This window comes from Yoonia sp. SS1-5 (assembly GCF_038443705.2).
Lineage (GTDB): Bacteria > Pseudomonadota > Alphaproteobacteria > Rhodobacterales > Rhodobacteraceae > Yoonia > Yoonia rhodophyticola.
In genome coordinates this window covers 3,151,725-3,168,863 of the sequence record NZ_CP151767.2, presented here as the reverse complement: position 1 = coordinate 3,168,863, position 17,139 = coordinate 3,151,725, and the positions used below count along the sequence as shown (strand labels likewise).

The following is a 17,139-nucleotide window of genomic DNA, read 5'->3' as shown; positions in this document are numbered from 1 at the left end:
TCAGTACGCGGCCACGATGTTCAGGAACAGACCTTGATCGTCGAATGTCAGATCGGTCAGATCGCTTGAAATCCGGCCAAAATTATATCCGACGCCGACTTGCGCATTGTCGCCAACCTGCCGGTACACCGCCCCCAGAAAACCGGTTTCAGAGGCTTCTGCGTCAATCAATTCCAGATGGCGGGCCTCGACCAGGATGTCCCATTTGTTCAGCGCATGATAGCGGGCATTGGCCACCGCAAGCACAGCATCATTGCTGGCCAGTTCGGCACCGGCGGTTGCGGCACTGTCTGTCCAGCGACCACCAAATTTGCCGCCAAGGGTCCATTGCTGGTTAAGATCATAGCTGCCATCGACGCTTAGCACGTGGGACTCTTGCACCGGCCCCGCGCTGGACACGCCGTCAACTTCCTGCCCCACATCGTCATAGAAATAACGATAACGGGCCAGTACGTTCAGGCGCTCGTTATCCACGGGCCGATAGGCATAGCCCAGGCTTGCATCCACCAGGGTGCCGTCCTGGAACGAGGCGCCATTGGCTTCTGTTCGGGCGTAGTCGGCCTTGAACAACAGGCGCGCATCATCTGACAGACGATAATCGGTCTTGGCCACAACGAAGAATGCGTTTGTGTCTTGCCGGTCCGGGTCTTCGAAATCGTCATTACGGACTTCGATGCGACCGGCGGCCCGCAGGCTTTCATCTTCGTAGCGGACGCCAAAGCTAAGCGCGCGGCGATCAATATCGCCATCCGCATCATCCCTGAGCTGTCCGACATCCATCGTGACCGTGTAGGACAGGAAATCGGTTGGCGAATAAGTGACACCGTAGGCGCCGATCAACTCTTGCGAGGTGCCAAAGATATCATAGGTGTTTTCGCCGAACATCGACACCTGATCACTGATCTGGCGCGTGCCCCCCAGGACATATTTCCCGCCATTATCCGCGGCGGCGACACCTGCATCAAGGGCGCGACCGGGGTCAAGCTCGTAACCAAAATAGGCCGTGCTGTTGTCGGATCGGGTTTGGGTTGCCAGCACGCGGGCGCCAAGCCCCCCGGTGCCGTCGGACACTTCTGCGCCCACCTTCCAGCCATTGCCGAATGCGCCATTGACACCCAGACCAACGCGATCATTGTCGGTCAGCCCTTCGGACGCGACAGCGCCCTGCCCAAAGATATAGACATCAAGGTCATCGCGAACCGCGTAGGTCAGGCGTGCGGCGACATCCGTGCGGTTGCCATCAACGCCATCTTCACGCTCGTCCAGATTTTCGATCCCAAGATCATAGGACAAACGCGGCGAGATATCGCCAGACAGCTCTGCGCCAACCTCTGTGCGTTCATCGCCGACGGCATTTTCGTAGATATCGGCGTAGACCCGATAACCAAAGGCATCGTCGGTCTTTTCGACATTCGCAAAGACACCATAAAGCCGCTCGTCACCGGTATCTGCGGTAACGGTGTGATCGAGGGTCGAGAACCCTTCGGTCCGGTCCTCGAAATAGCCGCCGACAACGCCACTGCGGCTGCTGCCAAAATCAGCAAGGTCAAGCTGTGCCTCGATCTTGGCGGCGGTGCCTGTGCCATCAACGCCGGTATTTGTCGCGAAGACCAAGCCACCATCATCCGATAGCGACGTTTCAAAACCCGGTCCTTCGCTTTCGGCATAGTCCAGCTGCACAAAGCTGTTATCGCCCATCTGATACCGCAGATCGACGCCCGCGCTGCGCTGGGTGGATACGCCGGTTTCGTCTTCCATCGCGGTCACGCCAATGCGCAGATCATCGGTTGCCCAGCTTTCCGCCCGGCCCCCAAAGCTGAAACCATCCACGTCAGAGGTTGTGGGGGTGAATTCATACTGGACGATCAGATTGACGGTCTCGTCGCCCGACGCGTTGGTCGAAATAAGCCGCCGGTCAAGCGCATCGGTCAATGGCTGACTGAGCGTGATAATCCCCTGGATCGCATTGATCTGGTAGTCGCGGCCCTCGACAAGGGTGACGCGGTCCACAACACGGTTTGTGGCACTGTCCCGCAATTCGACCGTGACGGTCTGGGTATCAACCGAAATATCCTGTTCGCGCAGGAAATAGACCGATCCACCGGTGCCACGGAACACGTCGCGCCCGACCAGTTGATCGGGCTGGGCGGCATAGGCATCCACGGTGACCCGTGCATCACCGCGTGATGTGGTCGATTGTGTCTCGTAGTGGCCCTGCAGACCATAAAGGCTGCGTTCATTGCGCAGGAACCCATTGCCATCCAGTGTGGACTTGTAATCCCCCCAGACAACAAAGCTGTTATCCTGCTCGACCCGCAAATAGAATTTGCCGCTTGTCGGGGTCAGATCCTCGGTTTTGCTGTCGTCACCATAGGTGATGTAGCCATCCTCGGGGTCCATGCGTTCAATAATGCCGCGCGGATCTTTGTCATCCAGACGCCTGAAGATCTCGTCCAGTTCTTCCTCGCCTGTATCAAGCGAAGAGGTGATGCGCACGCCGCCATTGGTTTCGCCTTCAACGAAATACTGCAAGCGACCAGTGGATGATGTGTAGGTCTCACCGGTTTGCCCATCGGAATACCGCCCAAAGGTCAGATCCGCGACAGCAACATAGAACCATTCGCCGCCGGGGATTTCGACAGGGCGGCTAAGCCCGAGGTTCTGACCGCCGCCGTGCACGGCAACATCAATCTCGTAGTCGCCGCGCGGCAGAATACGTTCAAGAACGAGGTTTCCGTTCGGGTCCGGACGGACCGTTTCGCCCATGGTTTGCAGAACCGCCCCGGGTGCCACATTGCTGGCCGACACGGTGACCGTACCACCATTGACACGGATGCCACGGCGGGCGCCGAAATCTGTGCCTTCCTCTACATCATCGCGCTGCGCCCGATCAACGGGGCGGGTCAGTGGCAAGGCCTGGGTTTCGTCATACCGGCCGCGTGCGTCGTAGACCCGGTGAACCACAACCAGATCACGGCCTTCAGGCAGGACCAATGACACCCGACCATTCACCGGGGCCGGCACTGTTGCAACCAGCCGCGCCCCACCCGGGGCCGCGCGGTCGATCAGACGCATCTCGGCCCGGTCGATAAAGGCCGGATAGTTGCTTTCGGAAATCAGCGTCACCTGGTCGCCGGGCCCATAGGCCTTGGGTGGGCCCGCCACCTCGACATCCAGACGGGGTGTCGGATCAAGCGTATTCAGCTGGACCCGCACATCGGCCTGCGCCAATGCAACATCGGTCTGGCGCACGCGATCCTCAATCTGCGGATCTGCGTCCACCGGCACACCATCCAGCGACAGAACAAAACCGGCGGAATTGTCGACCGGCCCTGTCTCCTGCTCGGTATTGGGCAGAATGGGGGCAGGATTGATCCCGCCGCCATCGACATTGGATTGCGCGTCTGCCCACCCGGCCGCCAGGACCGCAATAAGGGCCAAACGAGAGACTTGGCTTTTGTTGAAAGCTGTTTTTGTCATCTGTCGAATTCCTTACTGCAACTGCTTGATCGTCGTTTCAACGATCAGCTGATAGCGACCAATGCCGTCCCAGCGATCTTCGATCAGCTCTTCGACCGCTGCGACCCTTGCCCGTGCCACATCCGCTGTTTCGCCATTGGTAAAGTAGCTGATCCGCACCACCGATGGGGTATCAGCGACCTGACGCAACAGCTGTGTCAGGCCTTGATCAAGCCGGTCAACAGGTGTGGTACCGTCAAACGCTGCGGCGGTCAGATCCACATCCAGCACCTGCCCCAAAGCCGCGCCAAAGTTCATTTCGGTCATGATACCGGCGGTCAAACGCATCGTGCGTGGGTTTTCCGTTGTGATGCGATAGCCCGTTGGCAATGACCGTGGATCCAGCTTGAGGGTAAAGTTGGTCCCCGTCGGCCCCGGCAGTTCCGCACATGGCACCGAATAGCGGCCGAACGCATCGGTCGTGATCACGGTCCCTGTTGGCGTCACAAGGCGCACATTTGGCAGGCCCGGCTCACCCTTAGGCTCGGACGCCTGTGGGCTGATGCCGAACTTGCCCGTAAAGATATCCTGATTGGTAATCTGCGACCGTAGATCCGGTGCACCATCCTGATAGCCATTGAAGTTCCGGTCATCAAAGACCTTGCCGATCACGACAGCGCAATCAAACACCGCCTCGGGTGGGCGCGAGACTGTCGCCGTATCCCGTGCCAGTCGCGTTCCCGTCACCGGATCAATAACCGACGCGGTATTCGTCAGATCACCAAACGGCGCATTGGGCAAAACCGTGGCCTGCAAGGCGATAGTTACGGATGCACCCGCTGCGACAAACACATCCTCAAAGGTCTGCGTCCGTCCGGTGACAACCGGCGTCGCCGGCACATCATCAATCGTCGCACTTCCATCCACATACAGCATCCCTGCGGGCAGCGTATCGGTCACATCAACCGCAGAGGCAGGGCCTGTGCCAGTATTTGTAACCGTGATGGTATAAAGAACGTTTTCGCCCAGAATAACCGTGCTGCTGGCCGTCTCTTTGACCAGGATCAGATCGGAGGTACCGGTTGGGTCAATCCACCCGTTCTGATCGGTCAGGATCGTGTCCAGATCGAAATCAAGTCCGGTAATCTCGTCCAGGATCAGGCCGCCGGCAGATGCGGTGAAGGTCAGCACATAGTCATCCCCGACCGGGAAACCGGATAGCGAATAGGACCCGTCAGGACCTGTCGTTGTGGTCCCAACGATCCGGCCCTCGTCATCGCGCAAGGTGACGACAACGCCTTCCTGCACCTCATCCGTGCCGCCGTCAAAATCGTCATCGCGGTTGTTGTCGATAAAGAAGACACCGCTGATCGACGCGCCCGACGGCGTCAGCGGCAGATCAGTGACGGTCGGATCATTGGTCGGATCGCCGTCCGTACTGCCATCGGCATCAGGTGTCTCGGTCGTCTCTGGCGTGCCGACAGTGGTCAGATCGCGGTTTGTGCCCGTGTCCGAAACATCAGTGGCCGTGATTTGATCACCGGTCACCGGATCGCGGACCTCATCCCCCGTATCATTGATCAGACCACCCGTCGCCGTCGCCGTATTCACGATCTCGCCGGCAAAGAAATCATCATCGCTGATTTCGTAGCCAAACGTGACGGTGACCGTCTCTGCCACGTCGATACGTGGAATTGTCGCAATGACCCCGCCCAGGGCATCGTCATTCACCACCACATCGCCCAATGGCAGGTTACCGGTATTGGTCACATCAAAGCTGTATGTGATCAAATCCTCAAAGGCACCAACCACGCCGTCACCATTGGTATCGGCGACCCCTGTCGCGGATTTTACCAAGCGGATGCCAGCCTCGGGGTTCAGCGGGATAGAGACGACCGTTGGGTCATTGGTTGGATCAGTGTCCGTATTTCCCGCACCGTCAGGCGTTTCCGTGCCTGCCGGATCGGCAATGCCCGTCCCGTCTGCATCGGTTCCGCTATCCGAAATATCGGTGACCTCAACAGGGTCCCCATCAGGTCCAAAGAATGGCGTGCCGGTCTCATCAACAGATGTTGCCTCGGCCGTGGCGGTGTTCTGGACATAGGTGCGCGTCGTGTCGGCAGGCAGCACTGTGTAAGTCGCCGTAAACGTGCTGTCATCCGTCTCGCCAATGGCCAGATCAATCGGGCCGCCACTGACCGAAACAATCGGGTCATCAATGGTCACACCAACCAGATCGGTGTCGCCTGTATTCGTGACTGTGAATGTAAAGACGATCTCGTCATCCGTGCCGCCAAACAGGCCATCACCATTGCTGTCATTGACGATCAGCACCGACTTTTCAAGCGTCAGGCCCGGCGAAGGAATACGCAGAACCGTCGGGTCATTGCGTGGGTCGCCGTCTGTGGCCCCTGCCCCATCCGGGGTTTCGGTCACCTCGGGTGCCGCGACCGGGATCGGATCACCGGCCGCGTCGAGCCGAGGTTCGGTGCCGCTGTCAGAGGTGTCAGTCGCGCTCAACTGCACGCCGCCATCCGTGATCGGATCGCCAGCGCTGTTGACGGCAAGACCGGTCGCTTCGGCCGTATTTTCAACGAAACCGGCCGTGACGTTTGATGGCAGGATCTCGTAAGTCCCGGTCAGATCAACGGAATTGACCTCGAGGATTTCAAGGAAATCAATGCTGCCGGGGACATCAACCAATGGATCATCAATGGTGACATCGGCCAGCCGCAGGTTACCGGTATTGGTGACGGTAAACACGTAGTCAATCGTGTCGCCCGCATCCGTGATGCCGTTGGCATTCACATCCGTCACACCCGCAATGGATTTGGTGACCGACAGTTCCGGTTCTGGGTTCGCAGGGATGCTGATCACGGTCGGATCATTTGTTGGATCGGTATCAGTGGCACCGGTCCCATCCGGGCTTTCGACCATTTCAGGATCAAGGATCGTGTCGCCATCAGGGTCAGTCCCGGTGTCCGAGACATCCGTCACCGCGTTCCCGTCAGGGTCGTCACTATCAACCGTCGCAGTGTTCTGGAAATATCCGCGGGTAATATCCGCATCCAATACGGTATATTCACCGCGGAATGTGCTGTCATCCGCCGCGCCGGGGGCCAGCGTGATCGGGCCACCGGTCACAGCATCAAGCAGCGGATCATCCACTGTGATATCGCTCAACGTCACGTTGCCGGTGTTGATCACCGTAAAGCCAAAGACAATCACATCGTCTTCACCGCCAAACAGGCCATCACCATTCGTATCCGGAACGGTCAGGACGTTCTTGATCAGCGCGATACCACCTGTCTGATCCAATGTGCTGACGGTTGGGTCAGCCGGGTCACCATCATCCGGTGTGTCTGTTGGATCGGTTGGATCATCGGACAGGTCCGTCACAGGCGTGCCGGTCACGTTGTCGCCGGTCGCTTCTGCCTGGTTGGTGATCTCGCCTGCATCAATATCGGCCTGCGACAAGGCATAGACCGCCGTAAATGTCGCCGTATCGGCAATGCCCAACGTGTCGATGCTGACATCAACCGCCGCATCAGCACTGTCGCCGGACGTGTTCGTCGTGACGGACTCGTCCCCCGGGGCCGGCGCGGCGTTGGTGCCGGTAAAGGTCACCTCATCCACGGTCACATCAAACAATGTGACGTTGCCATCATTGGTCACCACATAGGTATAGGTGATCTCGTCCCCTGCCTGCGGCGGCGTTTGCAGCGCCGTCAGGTCTGCCGTCTTCTCAACCGACAGTGATGGCAACTGATCGTGGTCAATCGCGATCGTGGCAGGGTCGGATACCAGCCCGTCATCATCGGCGACGGTATAGGTGATGTCGGTCGGGTCATCCTCAAAGCCCGGCAGCGGCGTGAAGGTTACAAAACCGCTGTCATCCACGGTCCAGGTCCCCTCATCCGGCACAGTGACCGAGGTGATGTCACCATCGACATCCGGCGTACCGCCAGTTGCGCCCGCAGGCACAACAAAGCTCACGCGGTCAGCCTGCACCGTGCCGTCGACATCCGTGTCATTTGCCGTCAGCGCATCGGTCAGCGTTGCAGGCGCACCGGGCGTAAAGCCACCTTCGCTATCGTCATTTGCAACCGGCGGCGACCGGATCAGCAAAACCGTCGGATCATTGGTGGGATCAGCATCCGTGTCGCCATCAAGATCAGGGGTTTCCGTCGTCTCAGGCGTCGCAATCGGCGCCCCGTCCTGATCTGTCCCTGCGTCAGACGTATCAGTGACCGGATCACCGGCAGGGTCTGCGCCTTCTGCGGCGGCAGAGTTCTCAAGACCACCTGCGGCCAGATCATCACTGGTCAGCTCGTATTCTGCAGTAAAGGTCATCGACGCACCGGGCAAAAGATCAAGCGTCCCGGCACCGCCATCCTCATCCGTGCCGCCGCTGTCATAGCCAGGCGCGGGCGGCGTACCGGTCCCGGTAAAGCTGGCAGTGGTTTCGCTGACACTCACATTGTACAGAACCGTGTCGCCGGTATTTGTGACCTCATATGTATAGGTCACCACATCGTCCACCGCAGGCGGATCAGACAAAACAGCGGCAGCAGACTTCACAATCGCGATGCCGCTATCAAGGGTTGGGGGGGTGACCACGGTGGGCACACCTGTGGGCTCGTCAGGGGTGTTGGGATCGGTATCCGGGGTCCCGTCAGGCTGGGTGTCCGTGTCGGAGGCATCAGACACAGTCGTCCCGGTCGGGTCATCCCCGCTGGCCGTGGCCGTGTTCGCAATGCTCGCCGGGGCGCCGGCCGCATTTGGATCAACCCGCACCGTAAAGCTCACCGCATAGCTGTCGCCGGGGGCCAGCAGCCCATCGGTTCCCGCCAGCAGGGCGTTTGTCCCGTCATAGCCGGCCGTGTTGGCCGTGGGTGCTGTGGAATTGCCCGATGTATTGGTCAGCACCACCGCCGGGCCGGTCAGCACACCACCCGTTGTGGTCGCCGCGGTTGAGGCCGTAAAGGCCGACCCGAACTGCGTGCCAAGATCATCCACAAGGCTCAGCCCATCCAGGTTCACAGCGCCCGAGTTCAGCACTGTCACCGTATAGGCCACATCAAAGGTCCCATCCGCATTCGCCACTGGTGTGGCAAAGGATTTGCCCACATTCAGCCCGCCCGCCAGGGTTGGGGGGGTGACCACGGTGGGCACACCTGTGGGCTCGTCAGGGGTGTTGGGATCGGTATCCGGGGTCCCGTCAGGCTGGGTGTCCGTGTCGGAGGCGTCAGACACAGTCGTCCCGGTCGGGTCATCCCCGCTGGCCGTGGCCGTGTTCGCAATGCTCGCCGGGGCGCCGGCCGCATTTGGATCAACCCGCACCGTAAAGCTCACCGCATAGCTGTCGCCGGGGGCCAGCAGCCCATCGGTTCCCGCCAGCAGGGCGTTTGTCCCGTCATAGCCGGCCGTGTTGGCCGTGGGTGCTGTGGAATTGCCCGATGTATTGGTCAGCACCACCGCCGGGCCGGTCAGCACACCACCCGTTGTGGTCGCCGCGGTCGAGGCCGTAAAGGCCGACCCGAACTGCGTGCCAAGATCATCCACAAGGCCCAGCCCGTCCAGGTTCACAGCGCCCGAGTTCAGCACTGTCACCGTATAGGCCACATCAAAGGTCCCATCCGCATTCGCCACAGGCGTGGCAAAGGATTTGCCCACATTCAGCCCGCCCGCCAGGGTTGGGGGGGTGACCACGGTGGGCACACCTGTGGGCTCGTCAGGGGTGTTGGGATCGGTATCCGGGGTCCCGTCAGGCTGGGTGTCCGTGTCGGAGGCATCAGACACAGTCGTCCCGGTCGGGTCATCCCCGCTGGCCGTGGCCGTGTTCGCAATGCTCGCCGGGGCGCCGGCCGCATTTGGATCAACCCGCACCGTAAAGCTCACCGCATAGCTGTCGCCGGGGGCCAGCAGCCCATCGGTTCCCGCCAGCAGGGCGTTTGTCCCGTCATAGCCGGCCGTGTTGGCCGTGGGTGCTGTGGAATTGCCCGATGTATTGGTCAGCACCACCGCCGGGCCGGTCAGCACACCACCCGTTGTGGTCGCCGCGGTCGAGGCCGTAAAGGCCGACCCGAACTGCGTGCCAAGATCATCCACAAGGCCCAGCCCGTCCAGGTTCACAGCGCCCGAGTTCAGCACTGTCACCGTATAGGCCACATCAAAGGTCCCATCCGCATTCGCCACAGGCGTGGCAAAGGATTTGCCCACATTCAGCCCGCCCGCCAGGGTTGGGGGGGTGACCACGGTGGGCACACCTGTGGGCTCGTCAGGGGTGTTGGGATCGGTATCCGGGGTCCCGTCAGGCTGGGTGTCCGTGTCGGAGGCGTCAGACACAGTCGTCCCGGTCGGGTCATCCCCGCTGGCCGTGGCCGTGTTCGCAATGCTCGCCGGGGCGCCGGCCGCATTTGGATCAACCCGCACCGTAAAGCTCACCGCATAGCTGTCGCCGGGGGCCAGCAGCCCATCGGTTCCCGCCAGCAGGGCGTTTGTCCCGTCATAGCCGGCCGTGTTGGCCGTGGGTGCTGTGGAATTGCCCGATGTATTGGTCAGCACCACCGCCGGGCCGGTCAGCACACCACCCGTTGTGGTCGCCGCGGTCGAGGCCGTAAAGGCCGACCCGAACTGCGTGCCAAGATCATCCACAAGGCCCAGCCCGTCCAGGTTCACAGCGCCCGAGTTCAGCACTGTCACCGTATAGGCCACATCAAAGGTCCCATCCGCATTCGCCACAGGCGTGGCAAAGGATTTGCCCACATTCAGCCCGCCCGCCAGGGTTGGGGGGGTGACCACGGTGGGCACACCTGTGGGCTCGTCAGGGGTGTTGGGATCGGTATCCGGGGTCCCGTCAGGCTGGGTGTCCGTGTCGGAGGCATCAGACACAGTCGTCCCGGTCGGGTCATCCCCGCTGGCCGTGGCCGTGTTCGCAATGCTCGCCGGGGCGCCGGCCGCATTTGGATCAACCCGCACCGTAAAGCTCACCGCATAGCTGTCGCCGGGGGCCAGCAGCCCATCGGTTCCCGCCAGCAGGGCGTTTGTCCCGTCATAGCCGGCCGTGTTGGCCGTGGGTGCTGTGGAATTGCCCGATGTATTGGTCAGCACCACCGCCGGGCCGGTCAGCACACCACCCGTTGTGGTCGCCGCGGTCGAGGCCGTAAAGGCCGACCCGAACTGCGTGCCAAGATCATCCACAAGGCCCAGCCCGTCCAGGTTCACAGCGCCCGAGTTCAGCACTGTCACCGTATAGGCCACATCAAAGGTCCCATCCGCATTCGCCACAGGCGTGGCAAAGGATTTGCCCACATTCAGCCCGCCCGCCAGGGTTGGGGGGGTGACCACGGTGGGCACACCTGTGGGCTCGTCAGGGGTGTTGGGATCGGTATCCGGGGTCCCGTCAGGCTGGGTGTCCGTGTCGGAGGCATCAGACACAGTCGTCCCGGTCGGGTCATCCCCGCTGGCCGTGGCCGTGTTCGCAATGCTCGCCGGGGCGCCGGCCGCATTTGGATCAACCCGCACCGTAAAGCTCACCGCATAGCTGTCGCCGGGGGCCAGCAGCCCATCGGTTCCCGCCAGCAGGGCGTTTGTCCCGTCATAGCCGGCCGTGTTGGCCGTGGGTGCTGTGGAATTGCCCGATGTATTGGTCAGCACCACCGCCGGGCCGGTCAGCACACCACCCGTTGTGGTCGCCGCGGTCGAGGCCGTAAAGGCCGACCCGAACTGCGTGCCAAGATCATCCACAAGGCCCAGCCCGTCCAGGTTCACAGCGCCCGAGTTCAGCACTGTCACCGTATAGGCCACATCAAAGGTCCCATCCGCATTCGCCACAGGCGTGGCAAAGGATTTGCCCACATTCAGCCCGCCCGCCAGGGTTGGGGGGGTGACCACGGTGGGCACACCTGTGGGCTCGTCAGGGGTGTTGGGATCGGTATCCGGGGTCCCGTCAGGCTGGGTGTCCGTGTCGGAGGCGTCAGACACAGTCGTCCCGGTCGGGTCATCCCCGCTGGCCGTGGCCGTGTTCGCAATGCTCGCCGGGGCGCCGGCCGCATTTGGATCAACCCGCACCGTAAAGCTCACCGCATAGCTGTCGCCGGGGGCCAGCAGCCCATCGGTTCCCGCCAGCAGGGCGTTTGTCCCGTCATAGCCGGCCGTGTTGGCCGTGGGTGCTGTGGAATTGCCCGATGTATTGGTCAGCACCACCGCCGGGCCGGTCAGCACACCACCCGTTGTGGTCGCCGCGGTCGAGGCCGTAAAGGCCGACCCGAACTGCGTGCCAAGATCATCCACAAGGCCCAGCCCGTCCAGGTTCACAGCGCCCGAGTTCAGCACTGTCACCGTATAGGCCACATCAAAGGTCCCATCCGCATTCGCCACAGGCGTGGCAAAGGATTTGCCCACATTCAGCCCGCCCGCCAGGGTTGGGGGGGTGACCACGGTGGGCACACCTGTGGGCTCGTCAGGGGTGTTGGGATCGGTATCCGGGGTCCCGTCAGGCTGGGTGTCCGTGTCGGAGGCATCAGACACAGTCGTCCCGGTCGGGTCATCCCCGCTGGCCGTGGCCGTGTTCGCAATGCTCGCCGGGGCGCCGGCCGCATTTGGATCAACCCGCACCGTAAAGCTCACCGCATAGCTGTCGCCGGGGGCCAGCAGCCCATCGGTTCCCGCCAGCAGGGCGTTTGTCCCGTCATAGCCGGCCGTGTTGGCCGTGGGTGCTGTGGAATTGCCCGATGTATTGGTCAGCACCACCGCCGGGCCGGTCAGCACACCACCCGTTGTGGTCGCCGCGGTTGAGGCCGTAAAGGCCGACCCGAACTGCGTGCCAAGATCATCCACAAGGCTCAGCCCATCCAGGTTCACAGCGCCCGAGTTCAGCACTGTCACCGTATAGGCCACATCAAAGGTCCCATCCGCATTCGCCACTGGTGTGGCAAAGGATTTGCCCACATTCAGCCCGCCCGCCAGGGTTGGGGGGGTGACCACGGTGGGCACACCTGTGGGCTCGTCAGGGGTGTTGGGATCGGTATCCGGGGTCCCGTCAGGCTGGGTGTCCGTGTCGGAGGCGTCAGACACAGTCGTCCCGGTCGGGTCATCCCCGCTGGCCGTGGCCGTGTTCGCAATGCTCGCCGGGGCGCCGGCCGCATTTGGATCAACCCGCACCGTAAAGCTCACCGCATAGCTGTCGCCGGGGGCCAGCAGCCCATCGGTTCCCGCCAGCAGGGCGTTTGTCCCGTCATAGCCGGCCGTGTTGGCCGTGGGTGCTGTGGAATTGCCCGATGTATTGGTCAGCACCACCGCCGGGCCGGTCAGCACACCACCCGTTGTGGTCGCCGCGGTCGAGGCCGTAAAGGCCGACCCGAACTGCGTGCCAAGATCATCCACAAGGCCCAGCCCGTCCAGGTTCACAGCGCCCGAGTTCAGCACTGTCACCGTATAGGCCACATCAAAGGTCCCATCCGCATTCGCCACAGGCGTGGCAAAGGATTTGCCCACATTCAGCCCGCCCGCCAGGGTTGGGGGGGTGACCACGGTGGGCACACCTGTGGGCTCGTCAGGGGTGTTGGGATCGGTATCCGGGGTCCCGTCAGGCTGGGTGTCCGTGTCGGAGGCGTCAGACACAGTCGTCCCGGTCGGGTCATCCCCGCTGGCCGTGGCCGTGTTCGCAATGCTCGCCGGGGCGCCGGCCGCATTTGGATCAACCCGCACCGTAAAGCTCACCGCATAGCTGTCGCCGGGGGCCAGCAGCCCATCGGTTCCCGCCAGCAGGGCGTTTGTCCCGTCATAGCCGGCCGTGTTGGCCGTGGGTGCTGTGGAATTGCCCGATGTATTGGTCAGCACCACCGCCGGGCCGGTCAGCACACCACCCGTTGTGGTCGCCGCGGTCGAGGCCGTAAAGGCCGACCCGAACTGCGTGCCAAGATCATCCACAAGGCCCAGCCCGTCCAGGTTCACAGCGCCCGAGTTCAGCACTGTCACCGTATAGGCCACATCAAAGGTCCCATCCGCATTCGCCACAGGCGTGGCAAAGGATTTGCCCACATTCAGCCCGCCCGCCAGGGTTGGGGGGGTGACCACGGTGGGCACACCTGTGGGCTCGTCAGGGGTGTTGGGATCGGTATCCGGGGTCCCGTCAGGCTGGGTGTCCGTGTCGGAGGCATCAGACACAGTCGTCCCGGTCGGGTCATCCCCGCTGGCCGTGGCCGTGTTCGCAATGCTCGCCGGGGCGCCGGCCGCATTTGGATCAACCCGCACCGTAAAGCTCACCGCATAGCTGTCGCCGGGGGCCAGCAGCCCATCGGTTCCCGCCAGCAGGGCGTTTGTCCCGTCATAGCCGGCCGTGTTGGCCGTGGGTGCTGTGGAATTGCCCGATGTATTGGTCAGCACCACCGCCGGGCCGGTCAGCACACCACCCGTTGTGGTCGCCGCGGTCGAGGCCGTAAAGGCCGACCCGAACTGCGTGCCAAGATCATCCACAAGGCCCAGCCCGTCCAGGTTCACAGCGCCCGAGTTCAGCACTGTCACCGTATAGGCCACATCAAAGGTCCCATCCGCATTCGCCACAGGCGTGGCAAAGGATTTGCCCACATTCAGCCCGCCCGCCAGGGTTGGGGGGGTGACCACGGTGGGCACACCTGTGGGCTCGTCAGGGGTGTTGGGATCGGTATCCGGGGTCCCGTCAGGCTGGGTGTCCGTGTCGGAGGCATCAGACACAGTCGTCCCGGTCGGGTCATCCCCGCTGGCCGTGGCCGTGTTCGCAATGCTCGCCGGGGCGCCGGCCGCATTTGGATCAACCCGCACCGTAAAGCTCACCGCATAGCTGTCGCCGGGGGCCAGCAGCCCATCGGTTCCCGCCAGCAGGGCGTTTGTCCCGTCATAGCCGGCCGTGTTGGCCGTGGGTGCTGTGGAATTGCCCGATGTATTGGTCAGCACCACCGCCGGGCCGGTCAGCACACCACCCGTTGTGGTCGCCGCGGTCGAGGCCGTAAAGGCCGACCCGAACTGCGTGCCAAGATCATCCACAAGGCCCAGCCCGTCCAGGTTCACAGCGCCCGAGTTCAGCACTGTCACCGTATAGGCCACATCAAAGGTCCCATCCGCATTCGCCACAGGCGTGGCAAAGGATTTGCCCACATTCAGCCCGCCCGCCAGGGTTGGGGGGGTGACCACGGTGGGCACACCTGTGGGCTCGTCAGGGGTGTTGGGATCGGTATCCGGGGTCCCGTCAGGCTGGGTGTCCGTGTCGGAGGCGTCAGACACAGTCGTCCCGGTCGGGTCATCCCCGCTGGCCGTGGCCGTGTTCGCAATGCTCGCCGGGGCGCCGGCCGCATTTGGATCAACCCGCACCGTAAAGCTCACCGCATAGCTGTCGCCGGGGGCCAGCAGCCCATCGGTTCCCGCCAGCAGGGCGTTTGTCCCGTCATAGCCGGCCGTGTTGGCCGTGGGTGCTGTGGAATTGCCCGATGTATTGGTCAGCACCACCGCCGGGCCGGTCAGCACACCACCCGTTGTGGTCGCCGCGGTCGAGGCCGTAAAGGCCGACCCGAACTGCGTGCCAAGATCATCCACAAGGCCCAGCCCGTCCAGGTTCACAGCGCCCGAGTTCAGCACTGTCACCGTATAGGCCACATCAAAGGTCCCATCCGCATTCGCCACAGGCGTGGCAAAGGATTTGCCCACATTCAGCCCGCCCGCCAGGGTTGGGGGGGTGACCACGGTGGGCACACCTGTGGGCTCGTCAGGGGTGTTGGGATCGGTATCCGGGGTCCCGTCAGGCTGGGTGTCCGTGTCGGAGGCATCAGACACAGTCGTCCCGGTCGGGTCATCCCCGCTGGCCGTGGCCGTGTTCGCAATGCTCGCCGGGGCGCCGGCCGCATTTGGATCAACCCGCACCGTAAAGCTCACCGCATAGCTGTCGCCGGGGGCCAGCAGCCCATCGGTTCCCGCCAGCAGGGCGTTTGTCCCGTCATAGCCGGCCGTGTTGGCCGTGGGTGCTGTGGAATTGCCCGATGTATTGGTCAGCACCACCGCCGGGCCGGTCAGCACACCACCCGTTGTGGTCGCCGCGGTTGAGGCCGTAAAGGCCGACCCGAACTGCGTGCCAAGATCATCCACAAGGCTCAGCCCATCCAGGTTCACAGCGCCCGAGTTCAGCACTGTCACCGTATAGGCCACATCAAAGGTCCCATCCGCATTCGCCACAGGCGTGGCAAAGGATTTGCCCACATTCAGCCCGGAAGAGACGGCAGGTGGGGTCAGAACCGTTGGCGTGCCCGGGCCGCCTGCGGTTGATCCGCTGTCATCGGACGTTGCCTCACCCGATGGATCAGTCGCGGTGCCCGTCGCGAGGTTCTGCAATGTCGCGGGGGCTGTATCATCATAGGGGTCGATGAGCGCGGTGAAGGTAACGGTCAGGACGTCATTCACACCCAGCAGCCCATCTGTGCCGGCCAACAGGTTCGGGTTCGCATCACCGTCAAAGGCTGTGGCTGGCCCCGTTGGCGCAACAGCCGTGCTGTCAGTGCCATTGATCGAGGTGCCCGCATTGTTGGTAACCGCAATCACGGGCGTTCCGGTAATTGACTGGAAGGCGGTGCCAAAATTCGACGGATCCGCCAGATCATCGACCAGTTGCAGGTTGTCGAGATCAACATTGCCCGCATTTGTAGCGGTAATGGTCACCGGCACCGACAGGCTGCCATCGGCCAGCGTGGTTGGGGTGCCAAAGCTTTTTGCGACATCAAGCGTCGGGAGGTACTGACAGTTCAGCGGCAAGGAGGTCTCGTAGCGGTCCCGGTAGTCGACCAGCCATGTATAGACATTCACCACACCATCAGCAGGGACGGAGATGGCGTAGGTGCGGTTGATCGACGGATCACCGTAAAACTCGCCCTCAAAATCCAGCACTGTTCCGTCGGAGGCCCGGAATTCATAGATGTGGTGCTCGAACCGACCAAGGTCGAACATTACCACATCGCGTGTGGTGTTCGGCTCTAACTCCAGCCGGGTGACGGAGACATATGTTTCCGGGAGCTCACCCAAAAGGTTCAATTCAGGCACTTCGGGGTTGGTCGCTGTCGCATCAACTGTGCCGGTTTCATCCGGTTCAGGGAAAGCCGGGAAGAGCGGCGTACCGCTGGCGTCAAACGTATATCCGGCATTTACAAAGGCGGTACCCACCTGTGACTGATCACTCGCGCCACCAGCAGCCCGCGTAAAGTTCCATGACGCATATGTTGTCGAACATTCGCCCAGCGGAACAACGGGTTCATAAGGGGGAACAGCGACGACCGGGGTGCTGAGGTCGACTTCAAGATCTTCCAGATAGTCTGGCGACGACACGGTGGCGGTGTTGTCGATGGAACCAGCCGTCAAATCCCCCGGCATCACCTCGTAAGTACCGGTAAGGACACAAGATGCACCATCTGCCAGGGTGGCGCAGGTGGTGGAGTTAGGTGCCAGCATCGGGTCGGATACGGTGACATTGACCACGGTACCGTTGGCGTTGTTTGTTGCGGTCACCGTGTAAGTCAGCGTGTCCCCGACAGTGACCGTACCAGAGCCATCCTCGTCGGCGTTGCTGGTGACCACCTTGGTCAAGGTTGGGTTGGCCGCGATCTCTTGCAGGTTGAAGACATAGCCGCCGATAAATCCAAGGTTTTGGTAGGCCACGGACAT

At 62.1% G+C, this 17,139-nt stretch carries 3 protein-coding genes; 1 reads left to right on the top strand and 2 read right to left on the bottom strand.

Annotated elements, in window-relative coordinates; genetic code table 11:
• Positions 1 to 3,480 carry a hypothetical protein gene (locus AABB31_RS17050; RefSeq protein WP_373635058.1) on the bottom strand — a complete coding sequence of 1,160 codons (3,480 nt, stop codon included), beginning with the start codon at positions 3,478 to 3,480 and terminating at the stop codon, positions 1 to 3.
• Positions 3,481 to 3,492: 12 nt separating this feature from the next.
• Positions 3,493 to 17,052, bottom strand: a complete 13,560-nt coding sequence (locus AABB31_RS17045; protein ID WP_373635056.1) for a hypothetical protein — start codon at positions 17,050 to 17,052, stop codon at positions 3,493 to 3,495.
• On the opposite strand from AABB31_RS17045, the gene AABB31_RS17040 reads away from it, so the two are divergent.
• Positions 17,009 to 17,101, top strand: a complete 93-nt coding sequence (locus AABB31_RS17040; protein ID WP_373635055.1) for a PEP-CTERM sorting domain-containing protein — start codon at positions 17,009 to 17,011, stop codon at positions 17,099 to 17,101. The two genes, AABB31_RS17045 and AABB31_RS17040, sit on opposite strands and share 44 nt — an antisense overlap.
• Positions 17,102 to 17,139: the final 38 nt, after the last annotated feature.

What these genes read in the sequence shown, in the direction of transcription:
- AABB31_RS17050 (WP_373635058.1), bottom strand. Translation starts at nt 3,480, where the DNA reads ATGACAAAAACAGCTTTCAACAAAAGCCAAGTCTCTCGTTTGGCCCTT.